We start from the raw sequence: 21598 nt of genomic DNA, 5'->3' as shown, positions 1-21598 counted from the left end.
TCTTGTTGTTGTCGTTCGTGCGCGGCAGTGTGCTTCCCAGCGTTTGGTGTGCGCTTGCTGCCGGCAGGTGGGCGCTGTACGGGATGAGGTGTGTGTGCTCCAGGGGCAGCAGGCGATTTGCCGTCATGTTTTCATATCCGGGGTGTGAAACGAGTGTGACTAGCGGGAATACTGTAATGCATTGAGATAAACCCGCAGAAAATGTGACTAAGGACACATTTTGCATTTGAGCTGCTGAGTGGATTGAGGCAGATTGTCTGACCCACCCTCTGCTTGCCGAGTAATAGATGCAGGTTACAGGTGTATTTTCGGGTTCTGGGGCGAATCGGTGGCGGGCGATATGGCGCACCTGTTGGGCGTGTGTATCGATGGTTGCGGGTTGATAACGAGTTGGTTACAGCCCGAGATTTTGCGAACCGGTAGACAAAACCGTCGATGTTTCGTAACCTAATCGAGACATTAAGAACACGGTTATGCCATGCGCGGTTTGTGCCGGCTGCCAAGTTCAGCAATGACAGTGGTGAAATCGCCCCGTTGCCATCGCCGCAGGAACGCAGTTCCGGGACCGCAGCACTGCAGGGGGCAGGATGGATCCCAGGTCGCATCTGAGGAGGGTGTGAGCCAGTCGGAGCCAGGTTTCACAAGATTGATTTGGAGATTACTCACCGTGGGTAAACACAGCCGCCGAACGAACACCGTCGCCGCTCGCACTGCGAAGGTTTCTGTTCTGTCCCTGTCCGCTTCCGCTGCTTTCGCCGGTGGCGCACAGGCCGCCGAGGTACAAATCCCAAATACGGGTATCACGTTCAATGTTGATGGACTTGAGAACGTGCCCAACATTGGTGCAGTTCCCGGTATTGCTGAGTGGGTTCCATCGCTCGCTGATCAGGCTAGTGACACCAATTTTGCTGCCATCGCTGAGGTGCCAGTCCAGCAGCTGCCAAGCGAAGGCCAGCGCATTGTGGATATTGCTGCGACGAAAATTGGTTCACCATACCAGTGGGGCGCAACCGGTCCGAATGCTTTCGACTGCTCAGGTCTGACCTCGTGGGCTTATGCGCAGGTCGGTAAGCATATTCCGCGTACTTCCTATGCGCAGGCTGCCGCGGGTACTCCCGTTTCCTATAACGACCTGCAAGCAGGCGACATTGTTGCCTTCTATTCCGGTGCAACCCACGTCGGCATTTACACCGGTCACGGCACAGTTATCAACGCCGTCGACTACGGCACTCCGCTGAGTGAGACCCCAATGTCGCATATGCCTTTCCACTCTGCTGTGCGTTTCTAGGCTTTTGGCATAGGATCGCCACGGGACGCACTTAGCGTCCACATTTCGAAACGTTCACCATCGGCACCTTTCATCGCGTCGCGTTGGAAGGTGCCGATGTTTGTGTGCAGCATCACCCACTTATAGAGGGAGATCTGTGGGGACAGCTGGCGAGCGGCGTTGTGTCGGGATGCCGGAATCTACGCGTCAGCGACCGGTAATATCGATACGTTCTTGTAACCTTGTATAGGTGCCGATGAGGACGTCATCACCATCATCCAAAGCATTTACGGTAAACCACCGCAGTAACAACGCAGTTACTCCGGCGCGGGAGGCAGGAACATGAAACTCAGTGTGCGGCTCGGGGCAGCGGTATTCACGGCCACGTTGCTGGTAATCGTTTGTGATCCTGCTGTCATTCCGCGAGGGGCTGAGCATGTGCTTGCGCAGGCGGGTGCTGATGACATCGACGCGCTCATGGAGGAGCTTGCAGAGACTTCGCGGGAAGTTGAAGCGAAAAATGAAGAAGTCAAAGGGCTAAGTATTGCCCTTGAGCGGCAACAGGAGACTGTCGATTCGTTAACAGCTGCAGCCGCGGAAGCAAAACAGCACGCCGACGAAGCATTAGCTGCCCAAGATGCGGCGAGATCACGTCTTGATCGGGTAGCACGGGCTGAATATCGCACTGCTTTCGTTGATCCGATCACCACCGTGATTACTGCCGATGGACCGCAAACAGCGATTGCCCGAGGTGCGTTCCTCAAGTCGATGGAGCAACATGTGCAGCAGGTCATCGACGAAAAGGCGGCCATTACGAGCAAAGCCGCCGAGCAAGTGAACGCTGCCGCCACTGCGAAGGCTGCAGCAGATTTCGCGGCCCGTGAACTCGCCGCCCGGCACGAGGAAGTTTCCAGCCAGCGTGATGAACTCAACGCGGCAATTGACGACATTCGGGAGCGGATTGATGGGCTTGACGTGCAGCAGCGGATAGCCTGGGCGATGCGTCACGATCCGCAAGAGTACAGTTTGGCTGACGTTGGGGGCAGCGCTGGCGAGGGGCTGCGGGTGCTGTCGGCTGCTTTCACTAAACTCGGGGCACCGTACCAGTGGGGTGCAACCGGTCCTGACCGTTTCGATTGCTCCGGGTTCGTGCTGTGGTCATACGCCCAAGAGGGGATTGCGGTGCCGCGGACTTCGCAAGCGCAAATGGCGGCGGGAACCCCAGTTGATATCGCTGATCTGCAGCCGGGCGATGTGATTGGTTTTTATCCGGGGGCAACCCATGTGGGGATCTATGCCGGCAACGGTATGGTGATTCACGCCTCCGACTACGGGATTCCAGTTCAGGTTGTGCCGCTTGATTCCATGCCGTTTTATGGGGCGCGCCGCTACTAGGTTTCGCGCCGCCACCGATAACCCTGCGGTACGGCCGCTGCCGCCGGCGGTTAAAGCGAGGAAGGTTCGGTTTTCTGCTGCTTCCTGCGGGTGGGATGCCAGGGTGTGTCGGTGATCGGCTAAGGTGGCGATCATGTCCCGGGTTCTTGTCGTCACGAATGATTTCCCACCATCGGTGGGAGGTATTCAATCCTATGTGCGTGACTATCTCGCCACACTGCCGGCACACCAGGTGCTGGTGGTGGCTTCTACGCAAGGCGGGTTAGCCGCTTGCCGTACCTATGACGCGCAGCTGCCTTATCCGGTGATCCGGATTCCCGGCTATCCGTTACTTCCAACCCCACCTGTTGCACGTGCGCTTTGCCGTATTGTTCGCCAGTATCACATCCGCACCGTGTTTTTCGGAGCCGCCGCACCATTAGCGTTACTCGCGCCGCAGCTGCGCCAAGCAGGGGTAGAGCATATTGTGGCAGCCACACATGGGCATGAAACCGGATGGGCAGCAATTCCCGGTGGGCGCCAATTGTTGCGCCGTATCGGTGACACAGTTGATGTGGTTGGCTATATCGCCGAATACACCCGGCAGATTTTGCAGCCTGCGATGGGGGAGCATCCACGCTATGTCGCGTTGCCTTCGGGAGTAGACACCACCTATTTTCGGCCACAGCCAAATGCCGTGGTAGCGACTATGCGCAGCCAGTTCGCAGGTGGCGTAGAAAACCCGTTAGTGGTGTGTGTGTCCCGTTTGGTGCGTCGCAAGGGTCAAGATCAACTGGTGGCAGCCTGGCCGCGGGTGCTGCAGGAATTTCCGCAAGCCCGGCTAGCTATCGTGGGGCAAGGCCCAGACTTTGCCAGGCAGCTTCGCCTCGCCCGGGCTGTCGGGGCAGCCCACGGTTTTTCGGTGCAAAATGTCACCAGTGGTCAGCAGCATAGCGATTTGACACGCATCGTGTTCACTGGACGGTTACCCGGTGATGGAATGCGGGATCTGCTTGCAGCAGCCGACGTGGCAGCCGTGCCATGTCGTACGCGGCTGGGCGGGTTAGACGTAGAAGGGCTTGGCATAGTGTATTTGGAGGCACAAGCCTGCGGTGTGCCGGTGATCGCCGGGCAATCCGGTGGCGCCCCGGAGACCGTCACCCCAGATACCGGCTTTGTGGTCGATGGACGCAATATCGACAAGATCGCAGACCGGGTGAACACACTGCTACAAGACCCTGTCGCAGCCCGCCACATGGGTAAGGCTGGTCGTCGCCACGTGCAGCAGCAGTTTTCCTGGCAACAGCTTGGCGCAAGATTTGCGGAAACACTAGCAATTGGTGCACCTGAGCAGTAAGAGTGCCTAAGGTCACCCTGTTGACCAGTGACGCTCGTTGGTATGGCAATGCCGCGCCGTAAAGGGCAGAGCGCCGCTTTGCTGCTGTCGATGGCTTCCTGCTCACCGTGTGCAAGCTGCAAGCAGTATTCGGGGACGGGCGGGAAGCCAGCGGGAGGCCAAGCCGGGGAGTGCTGCCAAGAATTCCCTTGCAGTGTGGAATACTGGCCTTCAGGCGTTCGTGCCGTTTTGCAGTTGTGAAGAATCGAGATGGTGAGTTTTGCTACCGACACAATCTACGTTGTCTGCCCCGATGACCATTGGTTTTGATATTGGGGGCACAAATCTGCGGGGTGCAGTGGTTGATGACCAGGGCACTATCGTGGAGCTCGCTCAAGTACCCACACCAGGTACCGCAGCAGCCATGGAACGGGCAATCGAAAACATTGTGCACAAGCTGGCAAATCAATACTCGGTCTCCGGGGTGGGTTTGGCGGTCGCTGGATTCCTCGACCCGGACTGTGCCACTGTTCGCTTCGCCCCCCATTTGCCGTGGCGTGACACGAATGTTCGCCAACTGCTCACCGACCGGCTGGGTCTGCCGGTCACCTTAGAACACGATGCGAATGCGGCTGCCTGGGGGGAATATCGTTTTGGTGCCGCCCAAGGGGCACGGATCTGGTCGCTGATAGCAATCGGCACCGGTATTGGTGGCGCCTTGATGATCGACGGGAAACTCTACCGGGGTGCCTTTGGTACCGCCCCAGAATTCGGCCATCTGCAAGTCGTCGCCAATGGGCGGGAGTGCCCCTGCGGGAAGCGTGGCTGCCTAGAGCGCTACTGTTCTGGAACAGCGCTGGTCACGCAGGCGAAAGAAACGCTTGCTGCGGCAGTCGACGCCCAAAACAGTGCCCTGCATCCGACCTATCAAGCCGATCCAGACTCGCTGACAGGCCGCCTGATTATGCAGTGTGCCCGTCGCGGCGACCCGATCGCCCGCCAAATTGTTGACACTTTCGCCACTTGGCTCGGCAGCGGGCTAGCACTCGTTGCTGATGTTCTCGACCCGGAACTGATTGTTATCGGCGGCGGTGTCGCAGCAGCCGCAGATTTGTTCTATGACCGGGCACACGACACGTTCACCACCATGATCACCGGCTCTGGACATCGTCCATATGCGCGCATTGAAACCACCACACTTGGCGGCGACGCAGGTATGATTGGTGTCGCTGATCTTGCCCGCAACCAGCAAACAACAAGCTAGCGTTACTGCAAGAGTCGAACAATGTTGTTGTACGCTCCCCGGTAGTATGGCAGGTCAGCAGCAACTACCGCGTAGCAATGCGGCAACACACTTTATCGGCCACCCCGCTAGGAAGGCGCACTTCGTGTCAGAGCAGCAGCCCAACAACAAGTGGTACACCTTTTTCAAACAGGTCGCTATCGGCCCGTTTCTTAAACTGTACAACCGCCCCACAGTCACCGGGATGGAGCATATGCCCACCCACGGTGGGGCAGTCGTGGTGTCTAACCATTTGAGTGTTTTCGACTCGTTTTATCTGCCGCTGCTGTGCCCGCGCCAGATCACTTTCCTTGCTAAACAGGAATACTTCACCGGCACCGGGATTGTTGGCACGCTGCAGCGCTGGTTTTTCACCTCTGTGGGGCAGGTTCCTATCGACCGCACGAATAGTGACGCTGCAGTTGCCGCGATCAACACTGCTATCGCGCAAGTTGAAGCAGGAAAACTCGTCGGCATCTATCCGGAAGGGACCCGCAGTCCCGATGGTCGGCTTTATAAAGGGAAAACCGGGGCTGTTCGGGTCGCGTTGGCCACCGGTGCTCCACTGGTGCCGGTCGCAATGATTGGCACTAGACAAGCGAACCCGCAAGGCTCCTGGATTCTGCGGCCAAGCAAGGTACGCATGGTGGTCGGTGCCCCAATCGACCCGGTCGCATTTTGTGCCACCCATGAACTTGCTGCCGATCCAGAGGATCGAGCAACCGCGCGGGCACTCACAGATGAGGTGATGCACCGGATCAGTGAGATGAGTGGGCAACCCTATGTGGATGTGTATGCCCAGCAGATTAAAGCATCACTTGCTGCCGGTGAAGGTTACCCGGAACAGTATCGACCAACCCAACAGTAGCGGCCACCGCTATCCCGCCCCATCAGCTTGCGAGATAGTGCGCCAGACGGTGATCCCCCTTCCCGCAGGTGCGATCGCAAACGAAGGACTCCACCGACTATGCGGTATTTCTACGACACTGAATTCCTTGACAATGGCACCACCCTTGAGCTGGTGTCAATCGGTATCGTCGCCGAAGATGGACGGGAATATTATGCGTGCTCTACCGACTTTCATCCCGGCGACGCGAATCAGTGGGTGCGGACGCATGTGTTAAGTCAACTTCCGTCGCCGGCCAGCCCACTATGGAAGCCGCGCCGGCTCATCGCGGAGGAAGTAGCCGAGTTTCTACTTGCTCACCATCCCACCACACAGGCAGACAATCCCCAATTGTGGGCGTGGGTTGGTGGCTACGATCATGTGGTGTATGCCCAACTGTTCGGCTCGATGGCGGATATGCCGGCGCGGCTGCCGCGGTTTACCCACGAGTTGAAGCAGTATTGGGAATTTGCTGGCAGGCCGTGGATTCCCACCATGTCGCAGGGACAGCATGATGCGTTAGAGGATGCTCGCCATAACCGGGATCGGTTTGTAGCAATTGCTGAGGTCTGTCCTCTGGATCGGCGTAATGCGATTCAACGATCTTCCTAGGTTGTCCCACCCCCCAGCTGTCCGCTGTTGTGGACTTGGGTTTGTTGGATTGCATCCGGGGCGGGGTAATAAGCATAAGATGAATGGTCACATGTTTGGGTGATGTTGGGATGCTGCCGGTGGGGCTAGCTCATCGTGGTGAGTGTTAGGAAAGGCGCTATCTCTGCAGATCACTGCCTATAGACTTCTGCAATACTTAGCATGACTGCGGTAGCTAGTTGGGTATCACACCCCACAGCCAGTTCTAGTGAGGGACGGCTGTGTGGTGGGGGTGGGGGCAATGCCGGGGGCGAAGGGGGTTGCTGCAGACCCGATTTGGGGTTATCACTTGGTGCGCGATATCTGGTAAACATTGACGGGTGAGTTGGAATATTGATATCCCAGTAGACGAGTTGCCAGACCTGCCGCCATTGCCGGATGGGCTGCGCCAGCAGTTTGAATCCGTCATTGCCCGCGACGCTTATCAACAGCCGACCTGGGATGAGCACTATGCCCTTGGAGTGCGGAAAGTGCTCGAATCGGTGCCTCCAGTGGTGGTTGCGCCAGAGATTCGCCGGCTCCAGCGTTCCTTAGCTGACGTGGCAAATGGTAAAGCCTTCCTGCTGCAGGGGGGTGACTGTGCGGAAACCTTCGAATCGAATACTGAACCGCATATTCGCGCAAATATTAAAACCCTGCTGCAAATGGCGGTTGTTCTCACCTATGGTGCTTCGACACCTGTAGTGAAGATGAGCCGTATTGCTGGCCAGTACGCCAAGCCGCGTTCGTCTGATTTGGACGGCAACGGGCTGCCGAACTACCGCGGCGACATTGTCAACGGGGTAGCCGCTGATGAACAGTCTCGTCGTCATGATCCTGCCCGCATGATTCGGGCATACGCAAACTCTTCAGCTGCGATGAATCTGGTTCGTGCGCTGGTTACCTCTGGTACCGCTGACTTGCACCGGCTGCACGAGTGGAACCGGGAATTCGTGGCCAATTCGCCGGCCGGTGCCCGCTATCAGGCTCTTGCTGATGAAATCGAATCTGGTCTTCGATTCATGGAAGCGTGTGGCGTGAACGACGAGTCGCTGCGGACTTCTGCGATCTACTGCTCCCATGAGGCGCTGCTGGTTGACTATGAGCGTTCCATGCTGCGGCTGGCTGAAAATGAGCGCGGTGAGATGGAACTGTTTGACCTTTCTGCGCATCAGCTGTGGATCGGTGAACGGACCCGTGGCTTGGAAGATTTCCATGTCAACTTCGCCGCCATGATTTCTAACCCGGTTGGGTTGAAGATTGGTCCGACCTGTACACCAGAAGAGGCTGTAGCTTATGCTGACCGGATCGATCACGGCTTCGACCCGGGTCGGCTGACTATGGTGGCTCGTATGGGTCACGACAAGGTGCGCACCGTGCTGCCGCCGATTATTGAGGCTGTGGAGGCTTCCGGGCACAAGGTGATTTGGCAGTCTGATCCGATGCACGGCAACACGACTACTTCCTCGAATGGGTACAAGACCCGCCACTTCGATCATGTTATCGACGAGGTGCAGGGCTTCTTCGAGGTGCACCGTGCACTGGGCACCCACCCGGGTGGTATCCACATTGAGCTCACCGGGGAAAACGTCACTGAGTGTCTCGGTGGGGCGGAAGATATCACCGATATTGATCTGCCAGGCCGTTACGAGTCGGCCTGCGATCCACGGCTCAATACGCAACAGTCCCTCGAGTTGTCCTTCCTGGTTGCCGAAATGCTGCGGAATCAAAAATCCCAGTAGGAGGGGTAACCCACAGGAATAATCCCGCTGTCAGCAAGCATTGTGCTGGCAGCGGGATTGTCTTTGCGTAGGCACACACGTGCGTAGTGCCTTAGGCGTGGTGGGGTGTGTCGCGCTGTTCAGATGACCCCTAATGGGGTGAATGTGTGGCGGAGCTTTCCTTAAGGCCTAGTCGATGGTGATGCGTCCACCAGAGTGGGCGGTGGTGCCTGGGGTGGGTTGTTGATGGGAGATGATCGCCGCAGGGTCGTGCAGGTCGCCGGCCAACTGCAGGTCGAGTGATTCGAGAAGTTTGCTGGCATCTTCCACAGTCATCCCTACCACGTTGGGGGTGGTCACCTCGTCGGAGATCATCAGCATCACAGTGCCGCTGGTGGGGTCGATCAATTCGCCGGGGCGGGGTGTAGTGTCGAGCACTTCGTGGTCGCCTGTGCCAGGGGTCGTGGAGGGCAGGCGTTTGGTGGTGGTGATTCCTAGGGCCGCAAGTTGTTGTTCAGCGGGGATCACAGGTTGGCCGATGAGATTTGGCATCGGGATAGCGTTCGATACTACGAGGGTAATGTCGGCGCCTTCGACGCTTGCTTCACCAGGACCTGGTTCGGTGGTGACGATATGGCCGGCGGGTACTGCGTCACTATATTCGGCCCGCACCCCAACGATTTTCAATCCGGCTTCGGTGAGCTGATCGTGAGCAGCTTGTTCTGCTTGCCCGCGCAGCATGGGGATGGTGATCGGGTGCGGACCTTTGGATTGGTGAATTGTTACCGGTGCACCGGCAGCGACCACTGTTCCAACTGGCGGTTCAACACTGATAATTGATCCGGCGGGGATGGTGCGGTCAAAAAATGATTCCCCTGACTGCCAGGTGAGGGAGCGTTCCTGGAGGGCCGCATGATAGGTCTCCGGGGAGCGGTCGGCTGGAATTGCTGGCACATCAGGTTGCCCCTGGGAGACAAGCACCGCCACGGTGCGGCCACGCACCAGTTGTGACCCGGCGGCGGGTACTGTGCCCAGCACACTGCCCGGTGGGGCGGAGTTGTCCCAAACTGGTTGTTCAGTAGCGGTAAATCCAGCTTCGCTGACCTGTTGTGTTGCTGCCGCAGCTTCCGCCCCTACTACTTGGGGGATTTCGCCGTAGCGGCCGGAACCAAACCACCACGCGCCAATTGCGATCGCCAACACCATGACGGTCACTACCGCTAGCCACAGCACCAGTTTTGCTGTGGAACGGTTACCGACTTGGCGTTGCGGGGTGATGGTTGCTGATTCCCGCCGGGGCGATTGATCCGCAGCAGGAAGTAGTGCCGCATTCGTAGTATGCTGCTGCCGGATAGCGGCACCGTCGGTTGCAGGTGCCAGAACCTGGGTGGAATCAGTGATCGGTGCCGCCGCCGGGGTGGGGGAGTGCGTGGTAGGTGGCTGTTCGGCGGGCGGCTGCTGCTGGCTACGGATCACCGCTGTGGGATGCTCGTCAGCGGTAACCTGTGGCACTGGACTTCGGCGCGGATCATCGCTGCGGTGCCGACCAGGAATGTCTTCCTCGTCGGCGGCTAACCCGGCCACCCCGGCAGCAGCTGCCGCTGAAAGCCCACCGACACCACTCACCCCACCGATCCCGGCAGCTGCTAACCCAGCCGCCGGCGGACCATACGGGTTACCACCCGGCAACGCAACCGTGGGCGGTGCGGCAGGATCTGTTGTCCCCCCATCCGTTGCAGCTTGCGGCAACATTGTGGTCATCACCGATGTTGGATCGTCCACTGCCGCCTGGGCAGCTAACGCTGCCGCCGCCCGGGTTGGGGCAGGAGGAGTAAACGCCGGCAAGTGCAATGCAGCAGCCACCGACTCTACCTCGGCGAGAGCAGCAGCCGCATTACTCGGCCGATCTTCCACCGCCCGGGCACACAGGGAAGCGACCAGTTCATCGATTGCTTCCGGCACACCGGCAATCACCGACGACGGGGCAGGCACATCACGAGTAAGCCGATCATTAGCCAAGCTGAGCGGCGAAGTCCCCTGAAACGGTGTCGTGCCTGTCAGCATTTCAAAAAGCACAATACCTGCCTGATAACAGTCCGACCGCGGTCCGATAAACCCGTCTTCAACCTGTTCAGGTGACAAATATTTCACGGTGCCATGAATCTTGCCATCAGAAGGATGCACCGCATCGGCTGCACGCACCAGCCCAAAATCGGCAAGTTTCACCCGCCCATCAGTGGTAATCAAAATATTGTCCGGCTTAATATCACGGTGCACCATATTGTTTGTGTGCGCCGCCGACAAACCAGTCAACACATGACGCAGCACCGCAATCGCCGCATGCGGCGGCATCGGCCCGCGTTCCTGCAGCAACTCCCGCAGCGTGCCACCATCGATCAGCTCCATGATGAGAAAAACATGCTCCCCGGAGGAACCTGTGTCATACACGTTCACCAAATTCGGGTGATTCAACTGCGCCATCGCCCGGGCTTCACGCTTAAACCGCCCAGTGACCACCGGATCACTGGTCAGCGAATCTAACAGCACCTTCGCTGCAACTGTCCGCCCCAGCCGTTGATCAACACACCGGTAGACCGTGGACATGCCGCCGCGGGCAATGGGCGCATCAACAATATAGCGATCCTCTAACACATCGCCTCGCGCAAGCTGACTCATGGCATCAAGTATGACAGATCACAGCCAACAAACCACCCCGGGATTGGGGAACACCCAGCAGTTCACCTCACCGTGGCCGGTATGAAACCGTGGGTGGAGCCTTTGACCACCACTTAGGAAAAAGCCGGCAACGCTATACACTTACACAACTGTGACTGCTTTTCCTGATGCAAACAAGTATCTTCCGGATGAACCGCTGCTCGATCTGCCCACCGCTGCCGAGGCAATGAATGCGCCCGTCACCCGGCTGATCACCATGGTGAACAATGGCACCATCATCGCCGTCAAAGACGGTGGGGTGAAAAAAATTCCCGCCCGCTATCTTGCCGACAACGGAGAGATGAACAAGTTCATTGTTGGTCTTACCGCCCTGTTAAAAGATGGTGGCTGGGAAGAAACTGAAATTCTGGATTACATGTTTACCAATGATCCGAGCCTGCCTGGCCGGCCAATTGATTGTTTACACGGGCATCTCGCCCGGGAAGTGATGCGTCGCGCGCAAGCAATGGGCTTTTAACAGAGCGCTTGAACAATGCTGCCTCCGCGCAACAGTTGTAGCTGTTCGCGACTGGCACCGCGGGCACACATATCCCGCAAAGGGGCTTTCACCCCCCGATAGCAATGCTCTCCCCGGAACTGTTTTCCGGGGAGAGTTTTTTTGCTCCCAACCATCCGGGAGGTGAAACGACCGGCATCACCTGCTGCCATCCCGACCACAACGGATAGATCAGCCTCCCGCAAGACACCCTACAGAGCACCAACACACTGGCGGTATTACTACAGGGGCAGGCAGCGTTGTGGAAAGTACATTTTCAGCTGTGCCTAGGCGTGACGAACAGTCGCCGCAAGCGCCAACGACTCTAACGTTTCACTGGCCTGCCGCGTCAGCGGAACGTCCCTGATTGCCCGCAGCCCCTTGTCGGTCAAAGCGCTAATCTCTTCCTCCACAGTCTCAACCGCGTCAGTACCGGCAATAAGGTCGGCAAGTTCAGCGATCGCCGCAGGATCTGTGACCTCACCAAGACCTTCCCGAAGCTGACGTGCACCGGCTTGATCATGGGTATCCAAATACTCCAACGCTTTCGCTACCAGCAAGGTGCGTTTCCCCTCCCGCAAATCATCCCCGGCCGGTTTACCGGTGACTGCAGAATCCCCAAACACGCCCAACAAATCATCCCGCAGTTGGAAAGCAACCCCCACATCGGTGCCATATTCCCGGAGGGCATCGACGAGACGCTGATCGGCGCCACCAAGCATCGCCCCAAAATGCAAGGGGCGTTCGATCGTATAGGCGGCAGTTTTGAGCTCATTGATCTTCCGGGCAGAAGTTGGCCGCTCGTCACGCGCCGCTTCCACCGAAATATCAAGCATTTGCCCTGCAATAACCTCGGTTCGCATCCTGGCCCACACAGGCCAAGCTCGTACCAAACCCTCCACAGACAGACATGCTTCAGCGATCAGATCATCAGCCCACACCAACGCCAAATCTCCGGCCAAGATCGCCATCGATTCACCAAACCGCTGTGGATCCCCCTTCCAGCCGTGGCTTGCATGATGATCAGCAATCCGGCGGTGAATGGTTTGTTTGCCACGCCGGGTCTCAGAAGCATCAATAATATCGTCGTGAATGAGAGCACAAGCCTGGATCAGTTCTAAAGCGCTGACCGCTCTGAGGACAGCTTCAGGGCGTTCAAGTGGTTCCTGCTCACCGGTTGCTGCCACAAACCCTGTCCAAGCAAACAATGGCCGCATTCGTTTACCACCACCGGTCACAAAAGCGATGATGTCTTCAGCTACATCGCTAATAAAACCGTCGATAGGGGCGAGCTCTTCGCGGCGGTCATGAAGAAAACTTGCAAGGTTGGTTTCGACTGCTGATCGAATTTCTTGCGCATTGACGGTGAGGTGCGACATGGCGGTCTTAACCTGCTCTTTGTACCTGGGAAACAGTGGGGAACAAAACTGCTGTAAGGAATGATACGTCATTTCATTCCAACGCTGCCGTGGGGCTAGTGGTCGCGGCTGCAGTCGCCTTTCCCAACGACAAACTTGCGCACAGATGTGGTGTGCAGGTCTTGCCTGCCGCAGACAACACCTCAAGCTCCTCGCAGGAAAGCACTATTGCCGTGCTGATAACCAGACGTTCAGTGGGGAAACCTTGGGGTAGTACCAGTTTTCCGGAGCTGGTTGCTATTGCTGCAGTCCGAGGATCGCGAATGGTCTATGGTCACCACTGAAAGTTACGTTGCGTAAGACGTCGACAAAACCGAATTGGCGATAGAGGTGAAACGCGGCGTTTGCTTCATGTTCCACCTCTGGGGTGGAAAGCAGCACCCACGGCGCGGTGATCTGAGAGAGGAAAACTTGCAGCATGTGTTTTCCAACGCCGTGCCCTTGCGCTGCAGGCAGGACGTGGATCTCCGAAAGTTCGAAATAATTCTCGAGCAGACTTGCGGGCTGGCGAAGCTCAGTCGGATGTCGCTGCGTGTAGCTGCGAACACAATGATCCCACCAGGACGTGGGGCTACCAGGTACGCCCCAGCAACAGCCCACCAGACGATTTGTTTCTTGGTCGAGGGCGATAACTGCCTGATGGTGTTCACGGGTGGATGCCACTTGCCAGGAGTGAATGCGATCCGCCCGCAGTGAACGCGGATAATTCATTGCGGTGAGGTAAATGTCGACAAGTTGGGGAACACAACGGCGGAACGTAGCGGTGTCGACAGCAGTTACAGAGACATTCATCTCTTCAAGCCAACCACGATCTGGGAACCTATGGGGCTGGTTTGACGGTCAGATTGTGCACATGGCAACCAGGAGCCGGATCGACCTCATCGGGCAAATCACGGATCGTTGGGGAGTCAAGCAACCCCGCGAGTTCGATCAAATGTTCTAACAATGGGCTTGCGGTACTGCTCGCTGTGCGGGGAGTGTCCTAACGTGAATTCCGAAATAAAACCTGATCGGTTCGGCATTTTGCCGGTACCGCTGCCCGGTACTCAAACGGATGTTGCAATAACGAGCATCTTCCGTGCGTTGAAACAAGTGAACAATGATCCATCACGCAGAATCCAGGATCGCAGGCGCCGACCTAGGAGTCGCTGTGATGTGGTCGAACGAGAGACAGAATGTTTTTGAAAGGAGAATGATTATGGCGCGGCTAAGCTCAACCTCTTTTGCGTCCGGCTCGTTAGCTCGTGACAGCTACATTTCCCGCGCTAATGAATTGCTTGCGCTGTCTTATCGACAGCTGCGAGAGGGGGAATTTGATGAAGCGTTGGAAAACGCGTACCGGGCGGCACTTCGTACGGCTGGGGCGCGAATTGCCGCAGCTGGTGCCGCAAATAAGCGTGGTCGTCCCACGAGTGCATGGGAACAGCTTGCACGGCTTGACGAATTGGGGGCGGTGCAGGCTGCATCGTTTCGGCGCTGGAAGGGCATTCGTCAGGATGTGTTATGTGGAGTAAGTCATGCCGATGCACAGATGGTGAACGACCTGTTAAGTGAAGTTGAGTCGCTGCTCACTGTGGTGGAGCAGGAGGCGGGCTGGCTTCCCCAAGTGGCTTAAAGTGCTGGTTTATCATGCTGTGATGAGCTTCTCATTGGTTGCTCGACGGTCTCGCAGAACTGCAAAACAGCTGCCCTTGGGGGTAGTGTGAGCGGCAGTGAGCAAGCGTTGTGCGACATTGTTGTCGCTGCGGGGGAACCAAAGTGTGTGCTGTGGCGTTACTTGATTAGACCGAACGCTTGCTGTGGGTTTGGTGGTCAATATTGTGGACAGTGTGCTTTAAGATGTCACTAAAGATTTCTAGGGCTAGCAACATTGATCGTTGACCCGCGAAATACACCCGTTGCCGCTACAGTAGGTGCTGTGACGTCAATGATAAATATCTATGCGTCATGCAGCATTACAGTCGTTACCTAGAGTTTCGACTGTGTGCAGTGTCGAGTCGGTGTCCGTTTTATGAAAGCAACTTGCCCACCCGCATCGTCCATGGAGGAACAGTGGCATTATCTGAGCATGAACAACGTGCGTTAGAAGAGATGGAGCGTGCTCTGATTGCCGAGGATCCAAGTTTCGGTTCAGGATTTAAAGAACCGTCTCAGTCCTCGCCATTGCTGCACCTCCGTGCGATCGCTTTAGGGCTCGTCGGGCTGGTCTTGCTCATCGCCGGGGTGGCGTTGAGCCAAACCAGCATCTGGCTGTTGCTGCTTTCGGTAGCTGGGTTCTTGCTGATGTTTGGCGCTGGGGTGTGGGCGCTCCGCGGGGGCGGGAATAAGCCTGAGCAGACTCGACAACGCCACGATCTTAGCGATGTCTTGCAAGCCGGTGGCGTGTCGAAGCCCCGTACTGCAGCTGGTGACAGATTAGGTGATCGCATGGAAGACAACTTCCGACGTCGCTTTGGTCGGCAATAGCTAAAAGTTGCTTCCTAGTTGGCGGCGATTGTGGAGAACCCATTGTGGTTGCTGCTCACTAAAGTTTTCGCAGCCGCGCCCGACTTGAGATGTGTTCTCAAGCCGGGCGTTTTTTGATTTCCCGGTTGTGGACCTCGGTTTTCGTAAGGAGTGTTCGCTCGTTGCTGCCAGGGGCTGTGTCCGATTCGACGGGATGGCGAGTTTGTATCTTGCGGTCTGCGGGGCGCTGTGTTGGCTAACTGGCTGAAAGCCACTTGGCTAGCTCGTGTCCGGTTCGCATCCATAGGGTTGGCTTTATTGCTGGTAGGGGAGTGGCTGTATATCTTCCCCACTTTGCCCCACCGAGATCTCCCACTTCTCCCCACCGAGATCTCCCACTTCGCCCCACTTTGCTAACCCTTGCGGTGTGTGGCGGTTGATTAGTTGGACGGTAGTGTGGCGGAAAATCCCTGCTTTCGTGCCGAAACTGCAGCTAGGAGTTGGGAGTCCTGGGAATGCTGATCAAGGTATGGGCTGGCTGCGGTTGTGCTAACGGGGAAGAAAAAATTGTGACTCATGGGGCGATAGTGACGGTTGGGGGTGTAGTAGGTGTACCTTCCCCCACTTGCGGAAATTGGCAATGAACTGCGGATATGTGTTCATGGTGGGGGTTTGTGGGGCGGATATGTGGAGTTTGTGGGGATTTGTGGGGTAAAGTGGGGCGCGGTGGTACGAAGTGTGGTGACGTCCTAACGAAACGGCACCGCTTCGCAGCCTCAAGAAACTCCATACACGATAGAGCCGATCGTTAACGTCAGCGGAGGAGGTGCCGAGACATGTTTTTCGGTACTTACACTCCCAAGATGGACGACAAGGGACGATTGACGCTGCCTGCAAAGTTTCGCGAAGAACTTGCCGGCGGGCTGGTTGTTACCAAAGGTCAAGATCACTCGTTGGCGGTGTATCCGCGTGCAGCGTTCCTAGAACGTGCGCAAAAAGCCGCCGCAGTATCGCGAACCAATGCGGAAGCGCGTGCTTTCGTTCGCCATTTGGCGGCGAGTGCCGATGAGCAATTCCCTGACGGTTCGGGTCGCATCACACTATCGCAGCAACATCGCGCCTATGCGGGATTGAGCAAAGAGTGTGTGGTGATCGGTTCTATGGATTTTCTCGAGATCTGGGACGCTGCTTCTTGGGAACGCTACCAAGCTGAAACCGAGGAACAGTTCTCGACCGCTGAAAACACGATGCTGGAAGACCTTATGTAGGGATATTCCTGTAGCGTGCTCACAGTTCAAGCAACAACAATTTCATTCCACATCGAAACGACAAGCATTGCCCTCAATGGAGTAGCAGTGCCGCGGTTCGTGTTTACCAGGCGCAACGTTGCAAGGGACACCTTGGGATGGTCTGCCACAACACAGATCCGCACGACATCGGATGTAACACGGGAATCCCAGTTGATGGACGTAACGAACCCATCAACTCGCAGCTTGGTTTCTGTGCTGCTGGATGATGAAGCAAAGCGAGGCTCTTGCGTGGCTTCCTGCTTTGAGATGGATGTCGATCGGTGTCTACCTGAAGGGTGCGCTGCGTAGCTGGTGTACTTCCCCTGCATCAGAGCGTGGCCTGTCAGGTAGGCTCCCGTCGGCATCACAACCACTGCTGTCTCACCGTCGGTGATGCTTGGATGTGGATGATGATCTGCCACGAACCCACCACCGACATCTGGTGGGTTTTCGTGTATCAGTACCGATATTGTCCTGGTCGATGGTGAACTTACTGTCGAATACCTGGTGTGCTGTGGGGGTTGAACCGCATGTTTTACGTACCGCTGTAGTGGCAAACAATCTGGGAGGGCGATCGGCGATGACAACAATTCCAGCCGGTGAGCATGGCCATATTCCGGTGATGATTGACCGGGTGACTGCCTTGCTGGAGCCTTCTGTTGCTGCTGCAGGGGACACTGCGGTGATTGTGGACTGCACACTGGGGGCAGGCGGTCACACAGAGCATTTTCTGGCAACGTTTCCCACCGCCCATGTCATTGGGCTTGACCGGGATCAACGAGCACTCGATATCGCAACAGCGCGACTGGAGCCGTACGGGGATCGCTTCACTGCGGTAAAAACCCGTTTCGATGGCATCACACAGGCACTTGCGGACCATGTTGCAGATTCAGCAGGATGCGCCATAGCAGCAGCCCATGGGGTTGCTGGGATTCTTTTCGATCTAGGAGTGTCGTCGATGCAGCTAGATCAGCCAGAGCGGGGATTTTCCTATGCACGTAATGCGCCGCTGGATATGCGCATGGATGAACAAACCTCCTTGACTGCCGCCGACATTGTCAACACGTATTCCCACGGGGAAATTGCGAAAATTTTGTCGCAACTCGGTGATGAACGGTTTGCCGCAAAGATCGCTTCAGCAATTGTGCAGCATCGTCAACAAGCCCCAATCACCGACACCGCCACCTTGGTGGAGCTGATTTATCAAGCAATTCCGGCTCCAGCACGTCGCACTGGTGGCCATCCAGCGAAGCGCACCTTTCAAGCGTTGCGAGTCGCAGTGAATAGTGAGCTGCATTCGATTGAGCAGGCATTGCCGGCGGCGATGTCTGCACTGCGAGTCGGTGGGCGAATGGTGGTGATGAGCTATCAGTCTCACGAGGACAAACTCGTGAAGTCACAATTTGCGGCAGCGACGAAATCGCATCAACCACCAGGGTTGCCAATGGATCTGCCCGGCCACGGTCCGCAATTTTCCGCCCTTACCCGCGGTGCGTTGCAGGCCACTGACGACGAAATTGCGGAAAATCCAAGAGCGAAACCAGTCCGGGTGCGGGCTATTGAAAAGCTCCGCGAATAGGTGTGAAACCACACCGCTGTCTGGTGAATCTTCCACATGTTTCATTGTTGGATGATTCCCGACTTCCCCAGCTTTAGCGTTTGCTGCTGATGGTGCACTGGAGAGCACCAACCTGATACCCCAAGATGTTGCTGTTGACGAAGTGAGGCTTTTCCGCGATGACGATGCAGACCACCCAGGCTCCGCGCCAGAGCCACCGTGTACAGCAGGCTGCGACGAGTACCCGCACCCCGGTGCTGCCACGTCCCAGCACCGTGCCGCGGACGTTCCCGCAGCGCCATCCGGTACCGCAGCGAATTCCGTCGACGAAGCCGGTTCGGTCGATTCGGGGGCGCCGTGTCGTCACTGAACAGCCCAATCCGACTAAGGTCCGGTTCGTGCTCGTGCTGCTCGCCGTGCTGATTACTGGTCTTTCAGCAACCATGTACCTGTCCGGGGTCACTGCCCAGCAAACTTTCCAGATTGCACAGCTCACAGAAGAAAATGTGCAGCTGGACAATCAGCTTGAGACGCTGCGCAGGGATGTTGAATTGGCTTCTTCGAGCGCATCGATAGCGCGCAATGCGGCCGATGCGGGTCTGGTGGTCGCCGACCAGCCGGGCATTATTGCTGTGGATCCTGCCGGGGCGCAAACGGTGCTGCGGGAACCTGATCCGGCTGCCACACGTCCTATTATTGACGTCAACGGTCAACAGGTGCGTCCGATCGTAGCGACCAGTGACCCGGCGCAGACCGAAGGGCTCACCGATCAACGGCTCGCCCCACAGCAGCCTGTTGTCGTCCCGGGTGTGCCGCAGCTTGATGCTGTTGCCCCATATGCGCCGAATACCCCCGCCAGCCGTTCTGGAGCAGGACAGTAAGTGACTTCTCGTAACAACAACTCCCGCGGGCGGGATGCTGCAGCAGGCAGCAACCGCCCGCGGTCGTCTGCATCCAACCCTGCCAAATCCACTATCCGGCCGCGACCAATCCCAGGATCGAAACGGCCAAACCCGGCGCCGGCATCTGCCCGTAACACTCGCTCAGCTGCCAGCCGATTCGGCTTGTTCAGCGGGGTTGGGGAGGCGGGAGCCTCCACAGTTGGGGTGCGCAGTAGATGGATTCTGGTGATCGCTGTAATCGTGGTGTTCGTGTTTATTCTCCGATTGGCGCAGGTCCAAATTGTGTGGGGTCCTGCACTGTCGGAAAAAGCCCAAGATCAACGAACTCAGGTGCTTACCATTCCCGCCAGGCGCGGCACCATCACCGATATCCACGGTCAAACCTTGGCGCACACCATGCAGGCGCGCATGCTCACCACTTCGCCGAATACGTTACGCCGGGATGTTGGCGAATTGCATGCACAGTATCCGACCGTCTATCCCGATGTCGACAGTTATATCGACGCACTAGCAGACGACATTGCCACCATGGTTACTGAGGCTGCGGCCTCCCCGACGACGGTGAAAGCCGACGAAATCCGCGACAAACTCTATGCAGACACCGGCTATGCGGTGCTCGTACGCAATGTGGATCCAGATATTGCGCAAGAAGTCGCCGATAAATATCCCACAATCGCAGCCGACCAGCTTGATCTGCGGCAGTATCCCAACGGGGCAATTGGTGCCAATGTTATTGGCAAACTTTCCGCGGAAGAAGAAGGCCAGTTCGGTTACGAAGCCTACGCTGATGCGCTTCTGGCAGGTTCCGATGGACGGCTGACCGCTGAGACCACCAAAATGGGTGCGTTACTGCCCGGAACTGAACGCAACCGAATCCCGGCAGTCAACGGGTCAGATGTGCAACTCACCATCGATATTGACGCGCAAACCTTCATCCAATCCCAGGTCGACCAGGCGATGGCTGACTCTGGGGCAAAGGGGGTATCGGCAGTTGTCCTCGACGCCCACAGCGCCGAAGTTATCGCCATGGCTGCCTCAAACACCATCGACCCGATGGGTGACATTGAAGCTCAGGTAAAACAAGGGAAAACCTTTAACAATCCGACCATTAGTGCCCCGTTGGAACCCGGTTCGGTCGCGAAAATTATTACTGCCGCTGCCGCAATCGAAGACGGGAAAACCACCCCCGACGAAGTGATCGACACACCAGGATCCATCGATATGGCCGGCATTACCGTGCACGACGCGTGGCCGCACGGTGTGGTGCCGTTTACCACCACCGGGATTTTTGGTAAATCCTCAAACGTGGGCACCCTCATGCTGGCACAGCGAGTAGGGGAAGACCGTTTCGCCGAGATGCTGAAACTGTTTGGAATCGGCTCACCTACCCATATTGAATTGCCCGGTGAATCCCAAGGGTTGTTGCCTGACCGCAGCCAGTGGACTGCCGGGACCTTCGCCAACCTTCCCATCGGTCAAGGCATGTCCCTGACTCTTTTGCAGATGGCCTCCGTCTATCAGACCATCGCCAATGATGGGCAACGAGTGGAGCCGCGGATCGTGAAAAAAATCACCAACCCCGACGGCACAGTTGTCACCCAAGACAAGCCACCAACAACGCAAGTGATCTCCCCGGAGACCGCTCGCACGCTACGAACCATGTTTCAGGCAGTCACGCAGCGCGACCCGAGCGGGATTAACCAAGGAACCGGACCGCAGGCAAGCGTCGACGGATATCAGATCGCCGGCAAAACAGGCACTGCCCAGCAGATTGATCCGAACTGTAACTGCTATTCCAATTCAATGTATTGGATCACCTTCGCCGGTATCGCACCCGCCGATAATCCTCGCTATGTGATTGCCATCGAGATGGATAATCCGCAGCGTGGACCGCATGGTGAAGGTGGCCAATCGGCTGCACCGTTGTTCCACGATATTGCAGCGTGGTTGCTCAACCGGGACAATGTGCCGCTGTCTGGCCCCCGTGATCCAGCGATGCTCACCTTACAGATGCAGTGAGCCGCTTAATCCTGCAACCCACGCACCAACCACGAAGCACACCACTGCTACTGAAGGTGAAAAACTCCCCTCAGCAGCAGTGGTGTTTTTGCGTCTCTACCTGCACTGGACGTGTGTCAATTCACCGAAAAACTGCGATGACGATAACAAGGCGGTAACCAGAAATTGCGGTGGAATCAGGTTGGGTGTTCTATGCTGTGGAACACAACAACATTCAACTAATAAGTGCAGTGGACAACATGGGCCAGGAAATGACACCA

At 57.0% G+C, this 21598-nt stretch carries 17 protein-coding genes; 14 read left to right on the top strand and 3 right to left on the bottom strand.

Features of this window, described 5'->3' with window-relative positions; translation table 11 throughout:
- Positions 1 to 667: 667 nt before the first annotated feature.
- From CCHOA_RS07130 to CCHOA_RS07100, 7 genes are all read left to right on the top strand, one after another.
- Entirely contained in the window at positions 668 to 1288 is a 621-nt protein-coding gene (locus CCHOA_RS07130) for a C40 family peptidase (protein ID WP_245992104.1), read from the top strand.
- Between the two features lie 321 nt (positions 1289 to 1609).
- Positions 1610 to 2662: a C40 family peptidase gene (locus CCHOA_RS07125; RefSeq protein WP_123928774.1), complete on the top strand. Its 1053-nt coding sequence runs from the start codon at positions 1610 to 1612 to the stop codon at positions 2660 to 2662.
- 133 nt (positions 2663 to 2795) lie between these two features.
- Positions 2796 to 3998, top strand: coding sequence for a glycosyltransferase family 4 protein (locus CCHOA_RS07120; protein ID WP_123928770.1), 1203 nt, complete (start codon positions 2796 to 2798; stop codon positions 3996 to 3998).
- A gap of 292 nt (positions 3999 to 4290) precedes the next feature.
- Entirely contained in the window at positions 4291 to 5241 is a 951-nt protein-coding gene (locus CCHOA_RS07115) for an ROK family protein (RefSeq protein ID WP_123928767.1), read from the top strand.
- Positions 5242 to 5365: 124 nt separating this feature from the next.
- Positions 5366 to 6127 (top strand): lysophospholipid acyltransferase family protein, encoded by a 762-nt coding sequence (locus CCHOA_RS07110; RefSeq protein ID WP_245992103.1) that lies wholly within the window; start codon positions 5366 to 5368, stop codon positions 6125 to 6127.
- Positions 6128 to 6226: 99 nt separating this feature from the next.
- Positions 6227 to 6757, top strand: coding sequence for a polyadenylate-specific 3'-exoribonuclease AS (locus CCHOA_RS07105; RefSeq protein WP_123928762.1), 531 nt, complete (start codon positions 6227 to 6229; stop codon positions 6755 to 6757).
- 359 nt (positions 6758 to 7116) lie between these two features.
- On the top strand, positions 7117 to 8517 hold the full coding sequence (locus CCHOA_RS07100) for a class II 3-deoxy-7-phosphoheptulonate synthase (protein WP_123928759.1): 1401 nt from the start codon (positions 7117 to 7119) through the stop codon (positions 8515 to 8517).
- Between the two features lie 168 nt (positions 8518 to 8685).
- Here CCHOA_RS07100 and CCHOA_RS07095 read toward each other — a convergent pair whose 3' ends face one another.
- Complete coding sequence (locus CCHOA_RS07095) at positions 8686 to 11172, bottom strand: protein kinase domain-containing protein (RefSeq protein ID WP_123928756.1); 2487 nt, start codon at positions 11170 to 11172, stop codon at positions 8686 to 8688.
- Between the two features lie 151 nt (positions 11173 to 11323).
- Here CCHOA_RS07095 and CCHOA_RS07090 point away from each other — a divergent pair, with 151 nt between their 5' ends.
- Positions 11324 to 11689: an Rv2175c family DNA-binding protein gene (locus tag CCHOA_RS07090; RefSeq protein ID WP_123928753.1), complete on the top strand. Its 366-nt coding sequence runs from the start codon at positions 11324 to 11326 to the stop codon at positions 11687 to 11689.
- Between the two features lie 305 nt (positions 11690 to 11994).
- On the opposite strand, the gene CCHOA_RS07085 is transcribed toward CCHOA_RS07090, so the two are convergent.
- Positions 11995 to 13158 carry a polyprenyl synthetase family protein gene (locus CCHOA_RS07085; RefSeq protein ID WP_245992102.1) on the bottom strand — a complete coding sequence of 388 codons (1164 nt, stop codon included), beginning with the start codon at positions 13156 to 13158 and terminating at the stop codon, positions 11995 to 11997.
- Positions 13159 to 13362: 204 nt separating this feature from the next.
- On the bottom strand, positions 13363 to 13917 hold the full coding sequence (locus tag CCHOA_RS07080; RefSeq protein ID WP_123928750.1) for a GNAT family N-acetyltransferase: 555 nt from the start codon (positions 13915 to 13917) through the stop codon (positions 13363 to 13365).
- Positions 13918 to 14323: 406 nt separating this feature from the next.
- Between CCHOA_RS07080 and CCHOA_RS07075 the strand changes: the two genes are divergently transcribed.
- From CCHOA_RS07075 to CCHOA_RS07050, 6 genes are all read left to right on the top strand, one after another.
- Entirely contained in the window at positions 14324 to 14740 is a 417-nt protein-coding gene (locus CCHOA_RS07075) for an SAV_6107 family HEPN domain-containing protein (protein WP_123928747.1), read from the top strand.
- Positions 14741 to 15177: 437 nt separating this feature from the next.
- A complete protein-coding gene (locus CCHOA_RS07070) occupies positions 15178 to 15591 on the top strand; it encodes a DUF3040 domain-containing protein (protein ID WP_123928744.1) in 414 nt (137 codons plus the stop codon).
- Between the two features lie 815 nt (positions 15592 to 16406).
- The gene (gene mraZ, locus CCHOA_RS07065; RefSeq protein ID WP_123928742.1) at positions 16407 to 16838 is read left to right on the top strand and encodes a division/cell wall cluster transcriptional repressor MraZ; all 432 of its coding nucleotides are present in this window, start codon (positions 16407 to 16409) and stop codon (positions 16836 to 16838) included.
- Positions 16839 to 17439: 601 nt separating this feature from the next.
- The gene (gene rsmH, locus CCHOA_RS07060) at positions 17440 to 18438 is read left to right on the top strand and encodes a 16S rRNA (cytosine(1402)-N(4))-methyltransferase RsmH (protein WP_123928739.1); all 999 of its coding nucleotides are present in this window, start codon (positions 17440 to 17442) and stop codon (positions 18436 to 18438) included.
- A 158-nt stretch (positions 18439 to 18596) separates the two neighbouring features.
- Positions 18597 to 19298, top strand: a complete 702-nt coding sequence (gene ftsL / locus CCHOA_RS07055; RefSeq protein WP_123928736.1) for a cell division protein FtsL — start codon at positions 18597 to 18599, stop codon at positions 19296 to 19298.
- A gap of 183 nt (positions 19299 to 19481) precedes the next feature.
- On the top strand, positions 19482 to 21338 hold the full coding sequence (locus CCHOA_RS07050; protein WP_377739995.1) for a peptidoglycan D,D-transpeptidase FtsI family protein: 1857 nt from the start codon (positions 19482 to 19484) through the stop codon (positions 21336 to 21338).
- Positions 21339 to 21598 lie beyond the last annotated feature (260 nt).

The organism is Corynebacterium choanae (assembly GCF_003813965.1).
Taxonomy (GTDB): Bacteria; Actinomycetota; Actinomycetes; order Mycobacteriales; family Mycobacteriaceae; genus Corynebacterium; species Corynebacterium choanae.
Note: the sequence above shows the minus strand (reverse complement) of the source record. Positions and strands in the feature narration are given on the sequence as shown.

Excerpts from the sequence above, each read along its gene's own strand:
- CCHOA_RS07125 (WP_123928774.1), top strand. The coding sequence starts at position 1,610 with ATGAAACTCAGTGTGCGGCTCGGGGCAGCGGTATTCACGGCCACGTTG.
- CCHOA_RS07120 (WP_123928770.1), top strand. The coding sequence starts at position 2,796 with ATGTCCCGGGTTCTTGTCGTCACGAATGATTTCCCACCATCGGTGGGA.
- CCHOA_RS07115 (WP_123928767.1), top strand. The coding sequence starts at position 4,291 with ATGACCATTGGTTTTGATATTGGGGGCACAAATCTGCGGGGTGCAGTG.
- CCHOA_RS07105 (WP_123928762.1), top strand. The coding sequence starts at position 6,227 with ATGCGGTATTTCTACGACACTGAATTCCTTGACAATGGCACCACCCTT.
- CCHOA_RS07095 (WP_123928756.1), bottom strand. The coding sequence starts at position 11,172 with ATGAGTCAGCTTGCGCGAGGCGATGTGTTAGAGGATCGCTATATTGTT.
- CCHOA_RS07085 (WP_245992102.1), bottom strand. The coding sequence starts at position 13,158 with ATGACGTATCATTCCTTACAGCAGTTTTGTTCCCCACTGTTTCCCAGG.
- CCHOA_RS07080 (WP_123928750.1), bottom strand. The coding sequence starts at position 13,917 with ATGAATGTCTCTGTAACTGCTGTCGACACCGCTACGTTCCGCCGTTGT.
- CCHOA_RS07075 (WP_123928747.1), top strand. The coding sequence starts at position 14,324 with ATGGCGCGGCTAAGCTCAACCTCTTTTGCGTCCGGCTCGTTAGCTCGT.
- mraZ (WP_123928742.1), top strand. The coding sequence starts at position 16,407 with ATGTTTTTCGGTACTTACACTCCCAAGATGGACGACAAGGGACGATTG.
- rsmH (WP_123928739.1), top strand. The coding sequence starts at position 17,440 with ATGACAACAATTCCAGCCGGTGAGCATGGCCATATTCCGGTGATGATT.
- ftsL (WP_123928736.1), top strand. The coding sequence starts at position 18,597 with ATGACGATGCAGACCACCCAGGCTCCGCGCCAGAGCCACCGTGTACAG.